This is a genomic window from Marinoscillum pacificum, assembly GCF_024714495.1.
Taxonomy (GTDB): Bacteria; Bacteroidota; Bacteroidia; order Cytophagales; family Cyclobacteriaceae; genus Marinoscillum; species Marinoscillum pacificum.
Window position 1 is genome coordinate 83,670 of the sequence record NZ_JAMZMJ010000011.1, and the last position, 15,924, is coordinate 99,593.

The window sequence follows — 15,924 nt, forward strand, 5'->3', positions numbered from 1 at the left end:
ACAATCCAATTAGTTAGATTTCTCGTTCCTCGAAATGACAATCAAAAATTCAAGGCATTCCATTATTTAGCTGGAGCGAAAATCTCTCTGAGTTGGTTGACCACATGTCCGTTTCCGGAAACAGTGATCTGACCAATTTTCTCAGCGATCTTTTCTACATACTCCATCTCTTTGAGTTTCCACAACATTTCATTGTCTTCCATCAATTTTGCAGTGTTGAGCAAGCTCCGAGTAGAAGCTGTTTCCTCCCGTCTCATGATCACATTGGCCTGCGCTTTTTTCTGCGCCACCAACACTTGATTCATGATTTCTTTCACCTCGCCTGGCAAGATGATATCTCGCACACCACAATCTTGCACCACAACTCCAAGATCCGCAGCTTTCGCCTGAATCTCTTTCATCACGAACGCTGAGATAGACTCCTTTCTTTCAAGGGTTTCATCCAGCGTGTAGGTTCCGATAAAGTCTCGAAGCGCCAGCTGCACCAACACATAGAGTTGTTTTTCATAGTCTTTGTTGTCAATGACAGCTTTTGTCACATTATTGACCTTGTATTGCACCATGAAGTTCACTCGAAGTGCGGCTTTATCTCCAGTCAGGATTTCCTGACCATTGATTTCCATTTGTCTACTTCTCAGATCCACTTTTACCACTTTTAATGGCGTACTGTTTTTCCAGAAGTAATAGACACCTGCACCTAGCTCCCGATCGAATTTACCGTCCACGAAAAGCATTCCCTTTTCGTAATCTTCTACTGTAAGAATTCGGACATACCGCGCTACTTCTACTTTTTCCAAAATAGCAATTGGCACATCTTCTTTAATATCGACAGAAGTCAAATCCAGGATCTGAAATCTGAAGGCAATCAATCCTTTCCAATATGCATATCGACCTGGGATCAAGACATGCTTGAAGTTTTCATTTTCATAAACCAGGCATAGCTCACCATCTTTTACATTGACAATGTCCAATAGTGATGCTAGCTCCTCATCCTTGAGCAACACATCCAGATTTACTGGCGCGTGAAATGGCTGAGCCATATTAAATTCACGAACAGTCTCCCATGGAGACAACCAGTAAACACCTGCTGTGATTACTCGCTGGTAATCACCTCCGCGAAACACTAGTCCCACGTAGCCTACGTTGATTTTTACTCGATTCAACATTTGTTTACACATTTAAATAATTAAACATGTGATTCCAGCTTTTTTACCCCGATCTTTCAGATCACCCTTAGCCAGGCGCCCCTAAATGGGAAAAGCTTGAATCAATTTGCTCTATTTAGGCCGGGCCGACGTTCGGTTGGGGTGAATCAAGTTGATTCAACACCAGACCCAGAAGAGCTATCACTATTGGCCAATAATATTTTTAATTGTCATCCCGCCAGCACAAGAAAGATCTCTCCTGCGCCTGCCAGTCGGCAGACAGGTCGAGATGACAAATCGTTTTCATTTAAAAGAAAATGATCTCAGCGGTCCATCTGAAAATTTGGCGGAGTATCAAATTGAGCAGATATTTCAATGGACAGTTCATTCATGCTTCTCTTCCCTGCTTTCAACCACACAGAAGCAAACCTGAAGTACCCAATGATCAACCCACGATATCCTTTACACTCAAAGCCATTTTCAGACTTTTCAGTAAGACTATGACGGTGAACCTTACCAAGGATCACTGCGATCATTTTCTATAGGCGCCTTTTGTAGAGTAGGCATCTCTTTTTTGAATGATGAATTTTAAGCTCATCTTCCACATCCAAATTGTGGTGCTCTACCAACTGAGCTACAGTATCCAACCTTACAGGCACGATAAAGATGGGATTCGAACCCACGACATTCACAGAGTTGTTGTTCTAACCAGACTGAACTATCCTAACTTTTACATCAGGAGAGGGAATCGAACCCTCGACCTACAACGTGATTGGAAACCCTCCAGCCAAAGCAGCATATCTCCACCTAATGGCGGACACTATGGTGCCTTACAGAAACACTCATCTGGTCTTTGTCCTTTCGGTTTTTCCAGTGGGAGTAGTAAGATTCGAACTTACTTCAAAATGATCCCTATGAATACAGCAATCATTTTCCGACATACCTTAGTGTAAGGATGTCATTCCGACATTAGGAGGAATCTTCCTTGAATTATGACCTCCACAATTCTTTTAAGAAAGATTTCTCGTTCCTCGAAATGACAGCTTTCCAAGATAACTGCACTCCCATTTAGATCGTCGCATGGATTTCACTATCACCACAATCCATGGACGACCTCTCGCTTCTATAAACAGAGCTTTTACAAACATCACTGAGCGAACGAAACTCAGCTTGTGGTTCCCACCCACTCTCTGAACTTAAGGAAGACACTCGTTCTGCCTCCTCCCAAGCGAATTGCAGCCGATGATAGATTCGAATCGCAGCGGCGAACCGTTACCACCCCCAGAGCCAAACCTACCCGGCAGGATTCTGGTATCCTAACCCTTAGACCAATCAACTTTAAAACAAAGAACCCCGACCCGCCAGTTGGCGAATCGGGGTTCTCAGTGCACATAACAGTATATGTTACACAAAGTATCCTTTCATTCGCAACTGCGATTTTCCATCATTTTCATCTCTGTCTGCACGTAATTCCGACTGGACATACTTCTCCCATCGACTTTCAGTCGCAAACAAAATATTATTCTGCACGATATGTATTTTCACCAAATCCATAAGCAACAAAAAACCCAGACTGGAAGGCCTGGGTTTCAATATCTTTAGTAATGATAAATCAACTTTCACCAGGCCAATATCCATCATAGCATACTAATAGCATCCCTTCCGGGTTACTATCTGCTTTTATATGTTGAATAAATTGACGCATTTGTTCTATTTTTAATTGTGATGCAATAATCGGAAAAGGATTTTTAAAAACCAAATATTATTTTGAATACTAACAAATATTCTTCTTTCGCTAACACACTCAAACAATACTTACTTCACTTCCAATAGACAATCATCAAGAGTATTTACCATGAAGATTGCATTAAGCAATGCAAATCAGGATCTTTACCATTCATGAAACCTACCGAAGTACTTTCTCAAATCACACCACTCTCAGCTGACTGCATGCAGGCGATAGATGAGCTCACTGAGCAGAAACACTATACCAAAGGAAGTATCATTCATCCTTCGGGTAAAGTATGTAAGCATCTGTACTTTATTGAATCGGGTTTACTAAGGTTTTTCTATCACGATCGGGACGCTAAAGATGTGACCTACCAGTTTTTTGGAGAAAACCTATTCACCAGTGTCATCAATAGCTATTACACCCAGACTCCAAGCCTCTACAATATCGAAGCAATGGAGGACTCATCGCTGTACGTACTTCGGTTTGCTGACTTTGAAGCATTACTTTCCAGATTTCCAGAATTGGACAAAGTGTACCATAGTGTTTTACGGGAATTTCTTCTCAGTGCGGAGCAGCGAATCATCTCACTGCAGTTTTACAGCGCAGAAGAACGCTACAGAAATCTTCTCGAAAATCAACCCTCCATCCTCCAACGTGTTTCACTGGGACACATCGCCTCTTACCTGGGCATCAATCAGGCAACTCTGAGCAGAGTGAGATCCAAAGTACGGCTTTAAATCAATTAAACCGCACTTTTTGACTTTTGTCAAAAACATTCTCGAAACGTAAACGGAACTTTGCGAGCAAGTTAAACAAGCAAAAACACATACGTTTCGCATGAACAATTCATTCTTTTCAACTACACTCCTTCTTAGTCTAATGACTTTGCTAGTAGCATGCAACAAACCCACAACTAAAGAAGAAACCCCAATCCCTGTAATAACTCAACAGGCCAAAGAATCGACCATTGAAAACTCCATCAACATTAGTGGCAATGTGATGGGACAGCAAACAGTTCAATTGGCTTTTATGGTAGCTGGACAAGTCAATCAGGTAACCCTGGAAGAAGGTCAATCCATTCAAAAAGGCAAACTATTGGCATCCTTAGATCCAACCAGTTACCAACTCGCCAGAAATATCGCGAAAGCTAAATATGATGAGATTCAGGATGAATACAACAGACTCTCAGCCATGCACAAATCTGGCAGTTTATCAGAAAGTGATTTCGTTAAAATCAGCAGCGGACTAGAACAGGCAAAGGCCAACTACCTACTGCAAGAAAAGAACCTGAAAGACACTCGTTTGCACGCACCTATCTCGGGCGTATTACTCAAACGAGGCGCCGAACCAGGTGAGATCATTGGTCAGGGAACAAGAATTTTTGGGCTTTCTGACATAGACACGGTGCAGGTGAATGCATCTGTACCAGAAGGTGAATTAAATAGCATACATCTTGGTGACACTTGTGTGGTAGAAATTCCTTCACTAGGTCAATCATGGAAAGGAAGCATAACACAAATTGGTGCCGCAGCAGAACCAACCACTCGGACATTCAACATCAAAATTGACTTACCTAACCCGGATCAAAAACTAAGACCAGGAATGGTTGCCGAAGTGAAGATCCTAGAAGCTACTACATCATCCAAAATCGCCATTCCAGCTTCAGCGATTTTAACCAACATGGACAATACCCACTATGTCTATGTAGCGGATAAAGAAAAAAAGAAAGCTTACAAACGCAAGGTGACCATTGGAGCCATCCAACAAAACAACATCAGCATACTATCTGGGCTCAACCCGAATGAATGGATTGTAACTGGTGGCCAGGAAAACCTACAAGATGCCAGCTCCATCAACATTTCAAAATAATCTGAGGCATGAATTTTATTAAAGCATCCTTGAAGTATCCACAGGTTACTGTGACGATACTGGTTATCACTTTTGCCATAGGTATCAACTCGCTACTGCACATGCCTAGACGAGAAGATCCTAAAATCACCATTCGTCAGGGCTTGGTTATCGCCTATTATCCTGGTGCCAACTCCGTGCAAGTGGAAGATCAGGTAACCAAAAAAGTGGAGCAATACCTTTTTCAATTTGAAGAAGTTCGAAAAGAAAAAACTTATTCCACCACACGTGATGGAGTGGTAGTAGTGAATGTAGAGCTAGAAGAAAACATCAAAAAACCGGATATTTTCTGGAATAAACTCAAACATGAATTGCTGCTTGCCAGACAAATGGATCTACCACAAGGAGTGATTGGACCTATTGTCAATACGGATTTTGGTGATACCAAAGCACTCGTTATCGGAATAGAATCTGAGAGCGGAAATTACGCTCAGCTGAAAAATCACATTGAAAAACTGGAAGACGAACTACGCACCATTGACGCTGTATCCAAAATAAAACGGATTGGAGAACAAAATCAGCAAGTGATCATTTCATCCAATTCTGAAAAACTAGCGCAATACGACATCCCACTAACACAGGTTATACAAGTACTACGTTCGCAAAATTCCATCAATGCTACCGGAAGTGTGAAAACGGGTCAGCTGGAAGTACCACTCTACACGAACGGTTATTACACCACAGAAGACGAGATCTCCAATCAAATCATAGGAACCTCCTCGGCTGGAGACGTGGTGAGAATCAGTGATGTTGCCGAAGTAAAGCGCGTGTATGAAGATCCGCGCACCAAAACATTCATCAATGGTCAAAATGCTATGATGCTGGCCATCGAAATGCATGCAGGTAACAACATTGTGGAATTCGGAGAAAATGTCCAGCATAAACTGGATGAATTCAAAGCGCAACTGCCAACTGGCTATTCGCTTAATACCATTATCAATCAACCACAGATTGTAGATGAGAACATCTCACACTTCTTTAAAGAGTTTTTCCTGGCTATCATTTCGGTGGTGATTGTAGTGATCTTACTCATGCCATTCCGTATTGCCGCAGTAGCAGCAACCGCCATCCCAATGACCGTGGCAGCCACTTTCGCTTTGCTTCACGCCTTTGGCATAGAGTTGCATCAGGTTTCTCTGGCAGCCCTTATTGTTGTTTTGGGGATGGTTGTGGATGACGCCATAGTGGTAGCGGACAACTATGTAGAGCTACTGGACAAAGGCGTGGAACGATGGACTGCCGCCTGGAGAAGTGCATTTGACTTGATTGTTCCAATCCTTACAGCCACAGCCACCATCATAGCAGCGTTTTTACCGATGATTATCCTAACAGGTTCCGTTGGTGAATTCATTTTCGCACTACCAATTACTGTTGCGATAGCACTTACAGCCTCCTTCATCGTTTCCATGATTTTGACTCCAATACTGTGTTATGCATTCATCAAAAAAGGACTGCACAATCCAGATCATCAGGAAACCAGGAAGCGTAAATCCGTCTTGGATCACATGCAGGACGCCTATGACCGATCATTGGGCTGGGCGATGAAGCATCCAAAGCTGACTTTGATTTCGTCTATACTGAGCATATTCCTGGCAGTAGGCTTGTACACCACTATCAAGCAAAAGTTCTTCCCAGCTGCAGAACGGAACCAATTTGTAGTGGAGCTCTGGATGCCAACCGGAACCCAACTGGACGAAACAGAAGAGGCAGTTATCAAACTTCAAAACCTGATTCAATCGGATGAGCGAGTTACGAATTACACTTCTTACATTGGGTCGAGTGCACCACGTTTTTACTACAATTTTGCTCCAGAGTTTCCCGTCAGCAACTATGGACAAATATTGATCAATACAACCACCGATGCTACTGCTGAAGAGCTAAGCACGGAGCTCAATGAGCAAATGAGTACTCTCCTCCCTCAAGCGAGAGTACAAGCCAAACTGATGCAACAAGGCTCCCCAACGAAATCTCCTGTTGAAATCAGAATCGTGGGGACTGAACTCAACACCCTTCGAAAAATCGGAGATGAAGTAAAAACCATTCTTCAAAAAGCACCTGGCAGTCGATTGGTGCATACTGACTTTGGTGAGAACATGTTTGGAGTAGCAATTCAACTGAACAATGAAGCTAGCCGTCTGGGCTTTACCACGGGAAGCATCGCCCAAACCATTTACACAGGTTTTAGTGGCGCACCTGTTACCACTATGTATGAAGGGTCAGATCCGGTAGACATTGTATTGAGACTGGAAGATGAGGAACGAGAAACTTTTACAGACCTACAAGACACCTACTTACCATCTCCGGCAACCGGAGCACCAGTACCGCTTCGTCAGGTAGCAAATCTGGAACCACAATGGCACATCGGCCGCATCATGCACCGAAATGGCCTGCGCACATTAACAGTTGGTAGTGAAACCACAGCGGAAGTATTGCCAGCACAACTGCTAAAAAGCATCCGTCCTGAACTCAACCAGATCGATTTACCTCATGGGTATCACCTGGAAATCGGTGGAGAGCATGAAAACAAAAAGGAGACTTTCAGTCAGATGGTAGTCGCACTAGCGATCAGTCTTTTACTAATCTTCCTGATCCTGCTACTTCAGTTCAAAAACCTGAAAGAATCCAGTATTGTGATGTTCTCTATCCCGCTGAGCTTGTTTGGTGCTTTGGCAGGCCTTCACCTTACAGGAAACAACTTTGGTTTTACTGCCTTTGTCGGGCTAATTAGTTTATCTGGGATAGTAGTAAGAAATGCCATCATCCTGGTGGATTACACCAATGAATTGATGGCCAAAGGTACGGATATGAAAACTGCAGCCATTGAAGCAGGTAAACGCCGATTGCGGCCGATTTTCCTAACAGCAAGTGCTGCAGCTATCGGAGTAATTCCGATGATTGTTTCCGGTTCACCCATGTGGAGTCCCTTGGCCAGCGTGATTGCTGTGGGCGTATTGTTCTCCATGTTCATGTCACTGATTGTGGTACCGGTTCTTTATGCCGTTTGGATGCGAGAAAAAGACAAACCAGCCTTTTTCAACAACTCAGCGTCTATCGCAAAAGCGTTGATTCCTTTGATTGCTGTGGGTCTTGCATTGGTTAGCCCTACTCCATCCTCTGCACAATCAACGCCCATCAGTTTGGAAATGGCTGTTGACTCGGCTCTAATCAACAATCATTTGTTAACCATCAAGGAACTGCAAATACAGGAACACCAGTCCATGGTGAGTGAAAGCAAAATCAAGTACTTCCCTACTGTCAATGTAATGGGTGGCTATTTATACATGCCCAACTTACCTTCATTGACGATCCCACAAGGAGCACTAGGTGCTTTGCCCATGCAGAGTGGAACCGTACTTCTTCCTCAAGCTGATCAAACGTATGAATTAGGCGAAAACAACTTTTTCACTGTTGGAGCAATGGCCTATCAACCCATTTCTCAACTCTCACGAATCAAAATTGGAGTAGACCTGGCCAAAACTGAAGTAAGCATTGCGGAACAAGAAAAGCATCAAGCTGTTCAGCAAATTCAGCTGGGAGTGGAAAAACTCTACTACGGTATTCTGATTGCCCAAAAACTAAAAGAGGAAGCTGAAACTAGACTTCAATTAGCTAAATCCCAATTTGGCGAAGCGGAAGACGCTGTAAATGCGGGTAAAATCATCGATGTGAACATTGCGGGTTTGATGGCGCAAATAGCCGATGAGCAACAGAAGGTTCTCAAAGCAACTACCTCACTAACCAACTATCAGGAAGAGCTCAAGCACCTTATGGGTTCACACCATTCGGACAGCCTGGAGATACAAGAAGTCTCTATGGAATTTATCCCAGAATCAGCTTCCGCAGAGGACTTTGTGCAGCAAGCGAAAACCAGCAATCACGAACTACAGATTGCCCAACTCACCAGCAGCAAAGCATTACTCGGCGTGAAAGCATCGCAAAATGCTTATGTCCCGGATCTGGGTTTGGTTGGTGGTTATTCCTATCAGGATGGTGTATCTCTTTTGCCTGACAACTTTGCCTTTGCAGGTATTTCTCTACAATGGAACCTGCAACATGTGTTTAGCAATAGTCAGACCCTGAAACAGCGAAAACTAAAACAGTATCAAGCGGCAGAAAATCTAAAAAACACGGAAGAAGAACTGGCTAACGAAGTGCGAGCTGCTTATCGTGAACTGAAACAGTCAGAGCAACTGATTATAGTTGCACAAAAGGTGGTTTACTACCGCAAGCAAGCTTATCAGTTAGAGCAAAACCGAAAGAAGAATGGACTCAGCACCACTCCTACACTAATGGAAGCTCAAGCGGATCTAACCAAAGCAGAAGCAGACTTGTACGCTGCACAGCTCAGTTACCGAATAGCGAAAACAAACCTGAACGTTCTTTCCGGACAAGCTTATTAACATAAAACATCCAGACCTGATCCTTATCAGATCTGGATACTTTTATTTTTTCTACTAACCTCTTTGAGCTAGCCTCGTATGTTTTAATGGTCTCTTAAAATCCACATACCATGCCTCACTTGATCATCGAATGTTCCGCCAATGTGGTAAGCCAGACTTCTACCCAGCAATTAATGAATACCGTTTATGCTGCAGCAGAGTCAACCAAGCTATTTACACCGGGGGACATCAAAGTACGGATTAGACCTTTCGAGACCTATCGTTTAGCAGAGGGACAAGATTCATTTCTCCATGTATTTGGCTACATCATGCAAGGCAGAACAGACGAACAGAAAAAACAACTTTCTGAAGTAGTAGTTACGGCATTGAACCAACTAATCCCTGACACGACCTTTATCTCCATGAATGTGATGGAATTTGAAAAAGCCAATTACTTCAACAAGGGGATGATTAATAGTTAACCAGTAAGATTCTCTCTTTAGCAATATCACTGAAAAACCAAACTCATTAATTACAACTTTAAACAGTCAGTTCTTTCAGTTGCACTTCAAAGTCAAACTGAAGATCTTCATGAAGAGACTTAATTACCTTTTTGGTAGACAATAGCTCACGATTGTACAAGTTCTTTAACTGGGTACTCTTCTTGAGATAACTGCCGGCATTCTTAAGCTCGTAGAGAAAATGCAAGATCAGCTCCGCCTGGGTATGCTTGTTTTTGGAATAGCGGATATACTTCTTCGTTTCCCTTAAAATTTTACGAACACTCTTCTTCACGAAGTAAATATTCGAAGTATTCATATCCATGAATCCTTCGGTAATCTCAGCTTTCACTCCAGAGATATAACTCGCTTCGTCCTGCGCTTCAAACAGCAGATAAGTCAGTAGTTCTTTGCTTTCTTTCTTGAACCTGGCTAGGGACAAACACAATTCTACGAGCTCTTCTTTCTCTTTATACTTTAGTTCGTCTTTAATCTGTTTGATCGTGGCTGTAATCATCTGGCAAAGGTAGATGATCGAGCTTAGACATCAGACTCATTACTTTTACATACATTCACGTGACACAACTCAACCAGAATGAAAACGCTCCTATTTACCTTCTTGTTAGTTCCTCTGCTTTCCTATGCTCAAGGAATAAGAACAGAAATATCCGACGAAGGGATTCTATTTACGGATAACGCAGACACTATCCTTTTCTATCAAACAGCTCCAAAGTCACTGAATGGAGAATACACCCGATCCAACTACATTCATCCACTCTATAACTTGCGAGGTGAAATATTAACCGAAGACTTCCCTGAAGATCATCCACATCATCGAGGCATTTTCTGGGCATGGCATCAACTTTACATCGGAGACAAAAGAATTGGTGATGGATGGGAAATCAAAGATTTCAGCTGGGAAGTTACCGATGTAGAAACAGTATTATCCCTCAATGAATCCCAAAGCATCAAAGTGCACGTGTTATGGAAATCCCCACTCTGGACGGATGAGAACGGCTCTCTAAAACCAATAGTTGAAGAAACAACTACAATAACCGTTCAACCAAAACAGGAAGACTACCGAGCCATTGATTTAGAAATCTCCCTTCTGGGCTTAGAACCCAATATGCGAATCGGTGGATCGGAAGATGCTAAGGGCTATGGCGGATTTTCTCCGAGAGTTAAACTCCCTGCAGATGTGGTCTTCACTGATCCCAATGGTATTGTCACTCCTCAAAACTTACCTGTAGAAGCTAATAGCTGGATGGATATTTATTCCGAAACTTTGGGAGGAATAACCATTTTTAGCCATCCACAAAATCCAGGCTATCCTAATCCATGGATTCTCAGATCAAAGAATAGTATGCAAAATGCTGTGTATCCACATCCCGGAGCAACACCTGTAAGTCTTTCAAATACTACACCCACAGTATTAAAATATCGATTATTGGTTCATGAGGGGCTAGAGGCTAATGTATTAAACGAGCTATTTAAGAGTTATTGTAAATAAGAATATCTACAACACAAAACCCAACCACGCTTGTATATAATGGAATGTCATTTAGCAGTAAACCACTGCCGTTCAGCTAATTAATTTTAGCGGTAACTAACTGTTTTATACCTTACTTTCACCTTTTTCCACCACAGCTCATTTATCGCGATAACATGTAGCTAGTCTGTTTTACTCAAACGCAAAAACTAGAGCTACTATGTTTAAACTTTATGCTAGAATGACCGGGGTCTGGAAAGTTTTCCTACTTGGACTTACTATGTCTTTTGGTCTACAAACCATTGCCCAGGTGGACACCGGCGGACCTAACACCACCGCGGACCACAACAAACAAATAGTTGGGTATATCACCAACTGGGACGCCTGGAAAGCAGCCAATGCCGGCTTACCAGCGCAAGGAGCATTGACTCACCTCAATATTGATTATTCGAAATACACCATTCTGAACTACTCATTCTTTGGTGTAGCACAAGATGGATCCCTACACAGCGGAGATCTACGCAACAAGAACATCTACCAACCTGGTGCCGTGCAGCAGCCTGGTGATATCTTTTTCACAGACATCTACAGTAGCTGGGACATGCACATTCTCTTCGGAGAGATTGACCCGATCCAATACATCAGCCAGGCTGCTGCAGACCGTGCTATCGCACAGGGCTTTGACGTACAAGTCAACGGCACCAGCTGGTCGCATCCAGACTGGGGACTGAGCGGTAACTTGCCTGTTCCTCTTCACAAGGAAGATGGTGCACCTGGCGTGCTCGAACTAGCTCACCAAAATGGCGTAAAAGTAATGGCCTCTATAGGCGGATGGAGTATGTGTAAGCACTTCCCAGAAATGGCCGCCGACCCTGCTAAACGAGCAACTTTCGTGGCAGACTGTCAAAAGCTGATCAACACAGGATTTGATGGTATAGACCTGGATTGGGAATACCCCGGCCCATACTCAGGCATGAACTTTACGGGCACCCAAGCTGATTTTGAGAACTTCAAAATCCTCGTGCAGGAAATCAGAGCGGCTATTGGCCCCGACAAATTAATCACTGCAGCATTCTCTGCAGACCCTGTAAAGCTGGCCGGATTCGATTGGGCAGCATTATCCAATACGATAGACTATTTCAACATGATGACGTATGACTTCAATGGCGGTTTTTCTGACATTGCAGGTCACAACGCACCAGTTTACTCCTATGACGGTGCAGAATCTCCTACTTTCAACTGGCAATCGACTTACAATGCACTGATGTCTTATGGCGTTCCTGCTGCCAAAATCAACTTCGGTATTCCATTTTATGGGAGAGGTGTGGTAACTGACGGCACTGCAGCCCTCAACGCTCCAACACTAAAAAGACAGGAAACAGTACAGCCTGACGGACCTATTTCCACAGCTTCTGACTTTACCAACTGGCCAAGAGACGTTTATGACGGCACACCTAACTATTACTACATCAAGCAACAAGCACTAGGCAGCGGTAGCGGCTGGACACGTCATTGGGACAACCAGGCACAAGTACCGTACCTGACTAAAGGCAACTTCTTCCTGAGCTACGATGATGTAAAGTCTATCGGTATTAAAGCGGACTATATTGTCAATAATAACCTTGGCGGAACGATCGTCTGGACGGTTTATGGAGACCTGGAAATCGGCGGTTCTGTGACCAATTTCGGCACCAAGCTCAAAAGATGGTCAGATGTTGATTCAGAACTCATCAACAAAGTCAATGAGCAATTTGCGGCTGGTGGCACTGGTGGCAATGTCAATCCTGTTACTTCTATCACCTCGCCAACTAATGGCGCCACTTATGAGGTAGGTGACAACATCACTATTTCAGCTTCCGCTAGTGATCCTGACGGCAGCATCGCATCAGTAGAGTTTTATGAAGGCTCCACCCTGCTCGGCACAGACACTTCTGCTCCTTACGAATACACTATTACCAATGCACAGGAAGGAAGTTTCGCACTGAAAACCAAAGCTACAGACAATGAAGGAGGCACAGCATTTTCGACTACAGTCAATGTAACCGTAGGTGACGTACCTAATCAGGTACCAACGGTGAGTGTTACCAGTCCTGCCAATGGCGCCACTTACTCAGAAGGCTCAGCAATAAACATTTCCGCAACGGCATCTGACAGTGATGGATCAGTAGCCGCTGTTGAGTTCTTTGCCAATGGCACAAGTATCGGCACGGTTACCAGCAGCCCATACTCGGTGAATTGGACACCAGCTATGACCGGCAGCTTCTCTCTGACAGCTATAGCTACTGATGATCAAGGAGCTACTTCCACTTCTACTGCAATCACGATTACAGTAGAAAGTCAAGGAGGCGGAAATTGCTCTTCCGTTTCTCAGTATGTAGAAAACGGTGGTTACGGTCCAGGCAGCGAAGTTTACAACGATGGATCAGTCTATACTTGTAAAGATTATCCATATTCCGGATGGTGTAATGGTGCTGCATGGGCATATGAGCCTGGTACTGGTGCTCACTGGCAAGATGCATGGACTCTAAGTGGTGAATGTGATGACACTGAGGAAAACGTAGCTCCAACTACTACCATTACCACTCCTTCGAATGGCGCATCATTTGCAGCAGGTGCGACTATTGCTATCACAGCGAGTGCATCTGACAGTGATGGCACGGTAGCTAAAGTAGCATTTTACCAAAACGGAACACTTCTAGGTGAAGACACCTCAGCTCCGTATGAGTTCAGCTGGACCACTGCAAGTGCGGGTACTTACAGCCTCACTGCGGTAGCAACAGACAATGACAATGCTAGCGGAACCTCTGCGGCAGTTTCCGTAACAGTAACTTCTACGAACGATAACCCTGCTCCTACCATAAGCATAACTGCACCAGGCGCTGGATCATCTTTCGATGAAGGATCAACGATTAGCGTCACTGCAAACGCAAATGACGATGAATCAGTCAGCAAAGTCGAGTTCTTTGTAAATGGATCGAAAGTAAGTGAAGACGATTCTGCACCTTATGCATACACCTGGTCTCCAACAGTTGGCAGCTACAGTCTAACTGCAGTGGCTACAGACAATGAAGGTGCGACTGGAAATTCCGCTATTGTTTCTGTCACAATCAATTCGGTAGGTGGATGCTCTTCTGATTTCAAAATAGTTGGTTATATGCCTTCATGGAGTGGTTCTGCCAATGCCATTCAATATGATAAGCTTACGCACATCATCTACGCTTTTATCCGACCTACTACTACCGGTGGATTAACAGCTGTAGAGCAACCAGCCAAGCTACAGTCTATCGTAACGCAAGCACATGCACAAGGAGTAAAAGTACTCATCGCTGTTGGTGGATGGTCTGATTTGAACAATGCAGACTTTGAAGCAATGTCAAACAATGCAACTGGTCGTCAGAACTTTGCTAGCAACCTCCTCAGCTTATGTAATCAATACAATCTGGATGGTGTAGATATCGATTGGGAATACCCAAGAGAAGGTAACACTCCACAAGATTACCTGGCGATGATGCAAGTGTTGAATACCACAATGCATGCTAACGGAAAACTATTAACTGCAGCAGTTGCAGCGCAAGGATATTATGCTGACGGTATTTTGGATGGTGTGTTCCCAATCGTGGACTTCCTGAACCTGATGGCTTATGATGGTGGTAGCGGAGCTACACACTCTCCTTACAGCTATGCCACTTCTACTTTAAACTACTGGTTAGGACGTGGTTTACCACAATCGAAAGCAGTATTGGGTGTACCATTCTATGCCAGACCATCCTGGAAATCCTTCGCAACATTGGTGAGCGAAGGAGCTGATCCATATGCAGACACTTACAATGGCGACTACTACAACGGAATCACCACTATTCAGCAGAAAACAGCATTGGCCGAAAGTCAGGCGTCTGGTATCATGATCTGGGAGATTTCTCAAGACATTACCAACAACAACTCTCTGTCTTTGCTTAATGCTATCTATCAGGCTGCTCCAGACAACTGCGGTGGCGGAGGTAACCCGAGCGTGTATATCATCAGTCCATCCAATGGCAGCTCTGTGGCTACAGGCACTGCACTAACGCTAACTGCCAACGCTTCAGACGATGGCAGCATCACTAGTGTGGTTTTTGACGTGAATGGACAAACCATTAACGCTTCTGGATCAGATGGAACTTATACTGCTTCATGGACTCCAACAAGCGATGGCAGCTACACCATCACGGTTACAGCTACTGACAATGAAGGCAATACTGATAGTGAGCAAGTGACGATCACTGCAGGATCTTCAGTATGTAATGCATCAACTTGGAGCGCTAGCGCTGTATACCTAAAAGATGACGAAGTAGAGCAAAACGGCACACTGTATCGTGCAAAATGGTGGACGCAAAACGAAAGTCCCGATACGCACTCAGCATCTTGGGATGTGTGGGCCAACCTGGGAACATGTGGCGCAGGAGCCAGACTGGGAACTTCTGCAAGAGAAACTCCTCAGTTAAACATCACTTCTTATCCGAACCCATTCAGCGATTCATTCACGCTTGATTTTAAGCTGGAAAACAGCAATGTTGTGAATCTGACCATCTACAATGCGGCAGGAAAAGAAGTGTTCCATCAGGAAATTGGAACGATTGGCAAGGGAACTCACCACCACTCGATCAACGCTACTGGATTCCCGGAAGGGGTGTATTTCTGTAAAATCCAGATCGGAAGCGACACTCAAACCATTAAGATGGTGAAACAATAAAAACTTGGAAATGGATGGGTGACATCAAAAGTCTCATAAGCT

Annotated in this window: 10 protein-coding genes; 6 read left to right on the forward strand and 4 right to left on the reverse strand. The window is 43.9% G+C overall.

Annotated features, from left to right (window positions below; all coding sequences use genetic code 11):
* Positions 1-62 precede the first annotated feature (62 nt).
* From NXS00_RS20340 to NXS00_RS20350, 3 genes are all read right to left on the reverse strand, one after another.
* The gene (locus tag NXS00_RS20340; protein WP_258101114.1) at positions 63-1,166 is read right to left on the reverse strand and encodes a slipin family protein; all 1,104 of its coding nucleotides are present in this window, start codon (positions 1,164-1,166) and stop codon (positions 63-65) included.
* Positions 1,167-1,468: 302 nt separating this feature from the next.
* A complete protein-coding gene (locus tag NXS00_RS20345; protein WP_258101115.1) occupies positions 1,469-1,681 on the reverse strand; it encodes a hypothetical protein in 213 nt (70 codons plus the stop codon).
* Between the two features lie 868 nt (positions 1,682-2,549).
* Positions 2,550-2,675, reverse strand: coding sequence for a hypothetical protein (locus NXS00_RS20350; protein WP_258101116.1), 126 nt, complete (start codon positions 2,673-2,675; stop codon positions 2,550-2,552).
* A gap of 369 nt (positions 2,676-3,044) precedes the next feature.
* Here NXS00_RS20350 and NXS00_RS20355 point away from each other — a divergent pair, with 369 nt between their 5' ends.
* The 4 genes from NXS00_RS20355 (at position 3,045) to NXS00_RS20370 (ending at position 9,646) form a co-directional block, all read left to right on the forward strand.
* Entirely contained in the window at positions 3,045-3,614 is a 570-nt protein-coding gene (locus tag NXS00_RS20355) for a Crp/Fnr family transcriptional regulator (protein WP_258101117.1), read from the forward strand.
* A gap of 100 nt (positions 3,615-3,714) precedes the next feature.
* The gene (locus tag NXS00_RS20360; protein WP_258101118.1) at positions 3,715-4,746 is read left to right on the forward strand and encodes an efflux RND transporter periplasmic adaptor subunit; all 1,032 of its coding nucleotides are present in this window, start codon (positions 3,715-3,717) and stop codon (positions 4,744-4,746) included.
* An 8-nt stretch (positions 4,747-4,754) separates the two neighbouring features.
* Entirely contained in the window at positions 4,755-9,185 is a 4,431-nt protein-coding gene (locus NXS00_RS20365; protein WP_258101119.1) for an efflux RND transporter permease subunit, read from the forward strand.
* A gap of 110 nt (positions 9,186-9,295) precedes the next feature.
* Positions 9,296-9,646: a 5-carboxymethyl-2-hydroxymuconate Delta-isomerase gene (locus NXS00_RS20370; protein WP_258101120.1), complete on the forward strand. Its 351-nt coding sequence runs from the start codon at positions 9,296-9,298 to the stop codon at positions 9,644-9,646.
* Between the two features lie 58 nt (positions 9,647-9,704).
* On the opposite strand, the gene NXS00_RS20375 is transcribed toward NXS00_RS20370, so the two are convergent.
* Entirely contained in the window at positions 9,705-10,181 is a 477-nt protein-coding gene (locus NXS00_RS20375) for a hypothetical protein (protein ID WP_258101121.1), read from the reverse strand.
* Positions 10,182-10,259: 78 nt separating this feature from the next.
* Here NXS00_RS20375 and NXS00_RS20380 point away from each other — a divergent pair, with 78 nt between their 5' ends.
* Together NXS00_RS20380 and NXS00_RS26890 are read left to right on the forward strand one after the other, a co-directional pair.
* Positions 10,260-11,174: a DUF6807 family protein gene (locus NXS00_RS20380; protein WP_258101122.1), complete on the forward strand. Its 915-nt coding sequence runs from the start codon at positions 10,260-10,262 to the stop codon at positions 11,172-11,174.
* Positions 11,175-11,373: 199 nt separating this feature from the next.
* Entirely contained in the window at positions 11,374-15,882 is a 4,509-nt protein-coding gene (locus tag NXS00_RS26890; protein ID WP_308709562.1) for a glycosyl hydrolase family 18 protein, read from the forward strand.
* Positions 15,883-15,924 lie beyond the last annotated feature (42 nt).

What these genes read in the sequence shown, in the direction of transcription:
- NXS00_RS20340 (WP_258101114.1), bottom strand. Translation starts at nt 1,166, where the DNA reads ATGTTGAATCGAGTAAAAATCAACGTAGGCTACGTGGGACTAGTGTTT.
- NXS00_RS20345 (WP_258101115.1), bottom strand. Translation starts at nt 1,681, where the DNA reads ATGATCGCAGTGATCCTTGGTAAGGTTCACCGTCATAGTCTTACTGAA.
- NXS00_RS20355 (WP_258101117.1), top strand. Translation starts at nt 3,045, where the DNA reads ATGAAACCTACCGAAGTACTTTCTCAAATCACACCACTCTCAGCTGAC.
- NXS00_RS20360 (WP_258101118.1), top strand. Translation starts at nt 3,715, where the DNA reads ATGAACAATTCATTCTTTTCAACTACACTCCTTCTTAGTCTAATGACT.
- NXS00_RS20365 (WP_258101119.1), top strand. Translation starts at nt 4,755, where the DNA reads ATGAATTTTATTAAAGCATCCTTGAAGTATCCACAGGTTACTGTGACG.
- NXS00_RS20370 (WP_258101120.1), top strand. Translation starts at nt 9,296, where the DNA reads ATGCCTCACTTGATCATCGAATGTTCCGCCAATGTGGTAAGCCAGACT.
- NXS00_RS20375 (WP_258101121.1), bottom strand. Translation starts at nt 10,181, where the DNA reads ATGATTACAGCCACGATCAAACAGATTAAAGACGAACTAAAGTATAAA.
- NXS00_RS20380 (WP_258101122.1), top strand. Translation starts at nt 10,260, where the DNA reads ATGAAAACGCTCCTATTTACCTTCTTGTTAGTTCCTCTGCTTTCCTAT.
- NXS00_RS26890 (WP_308709562.1), top strand. Translation starts at nt 11,374, where the DNA reads ATGTTTAAACTTTATGCTAGAATGACCGGGGTCTGGAAAGTTTTCCTA.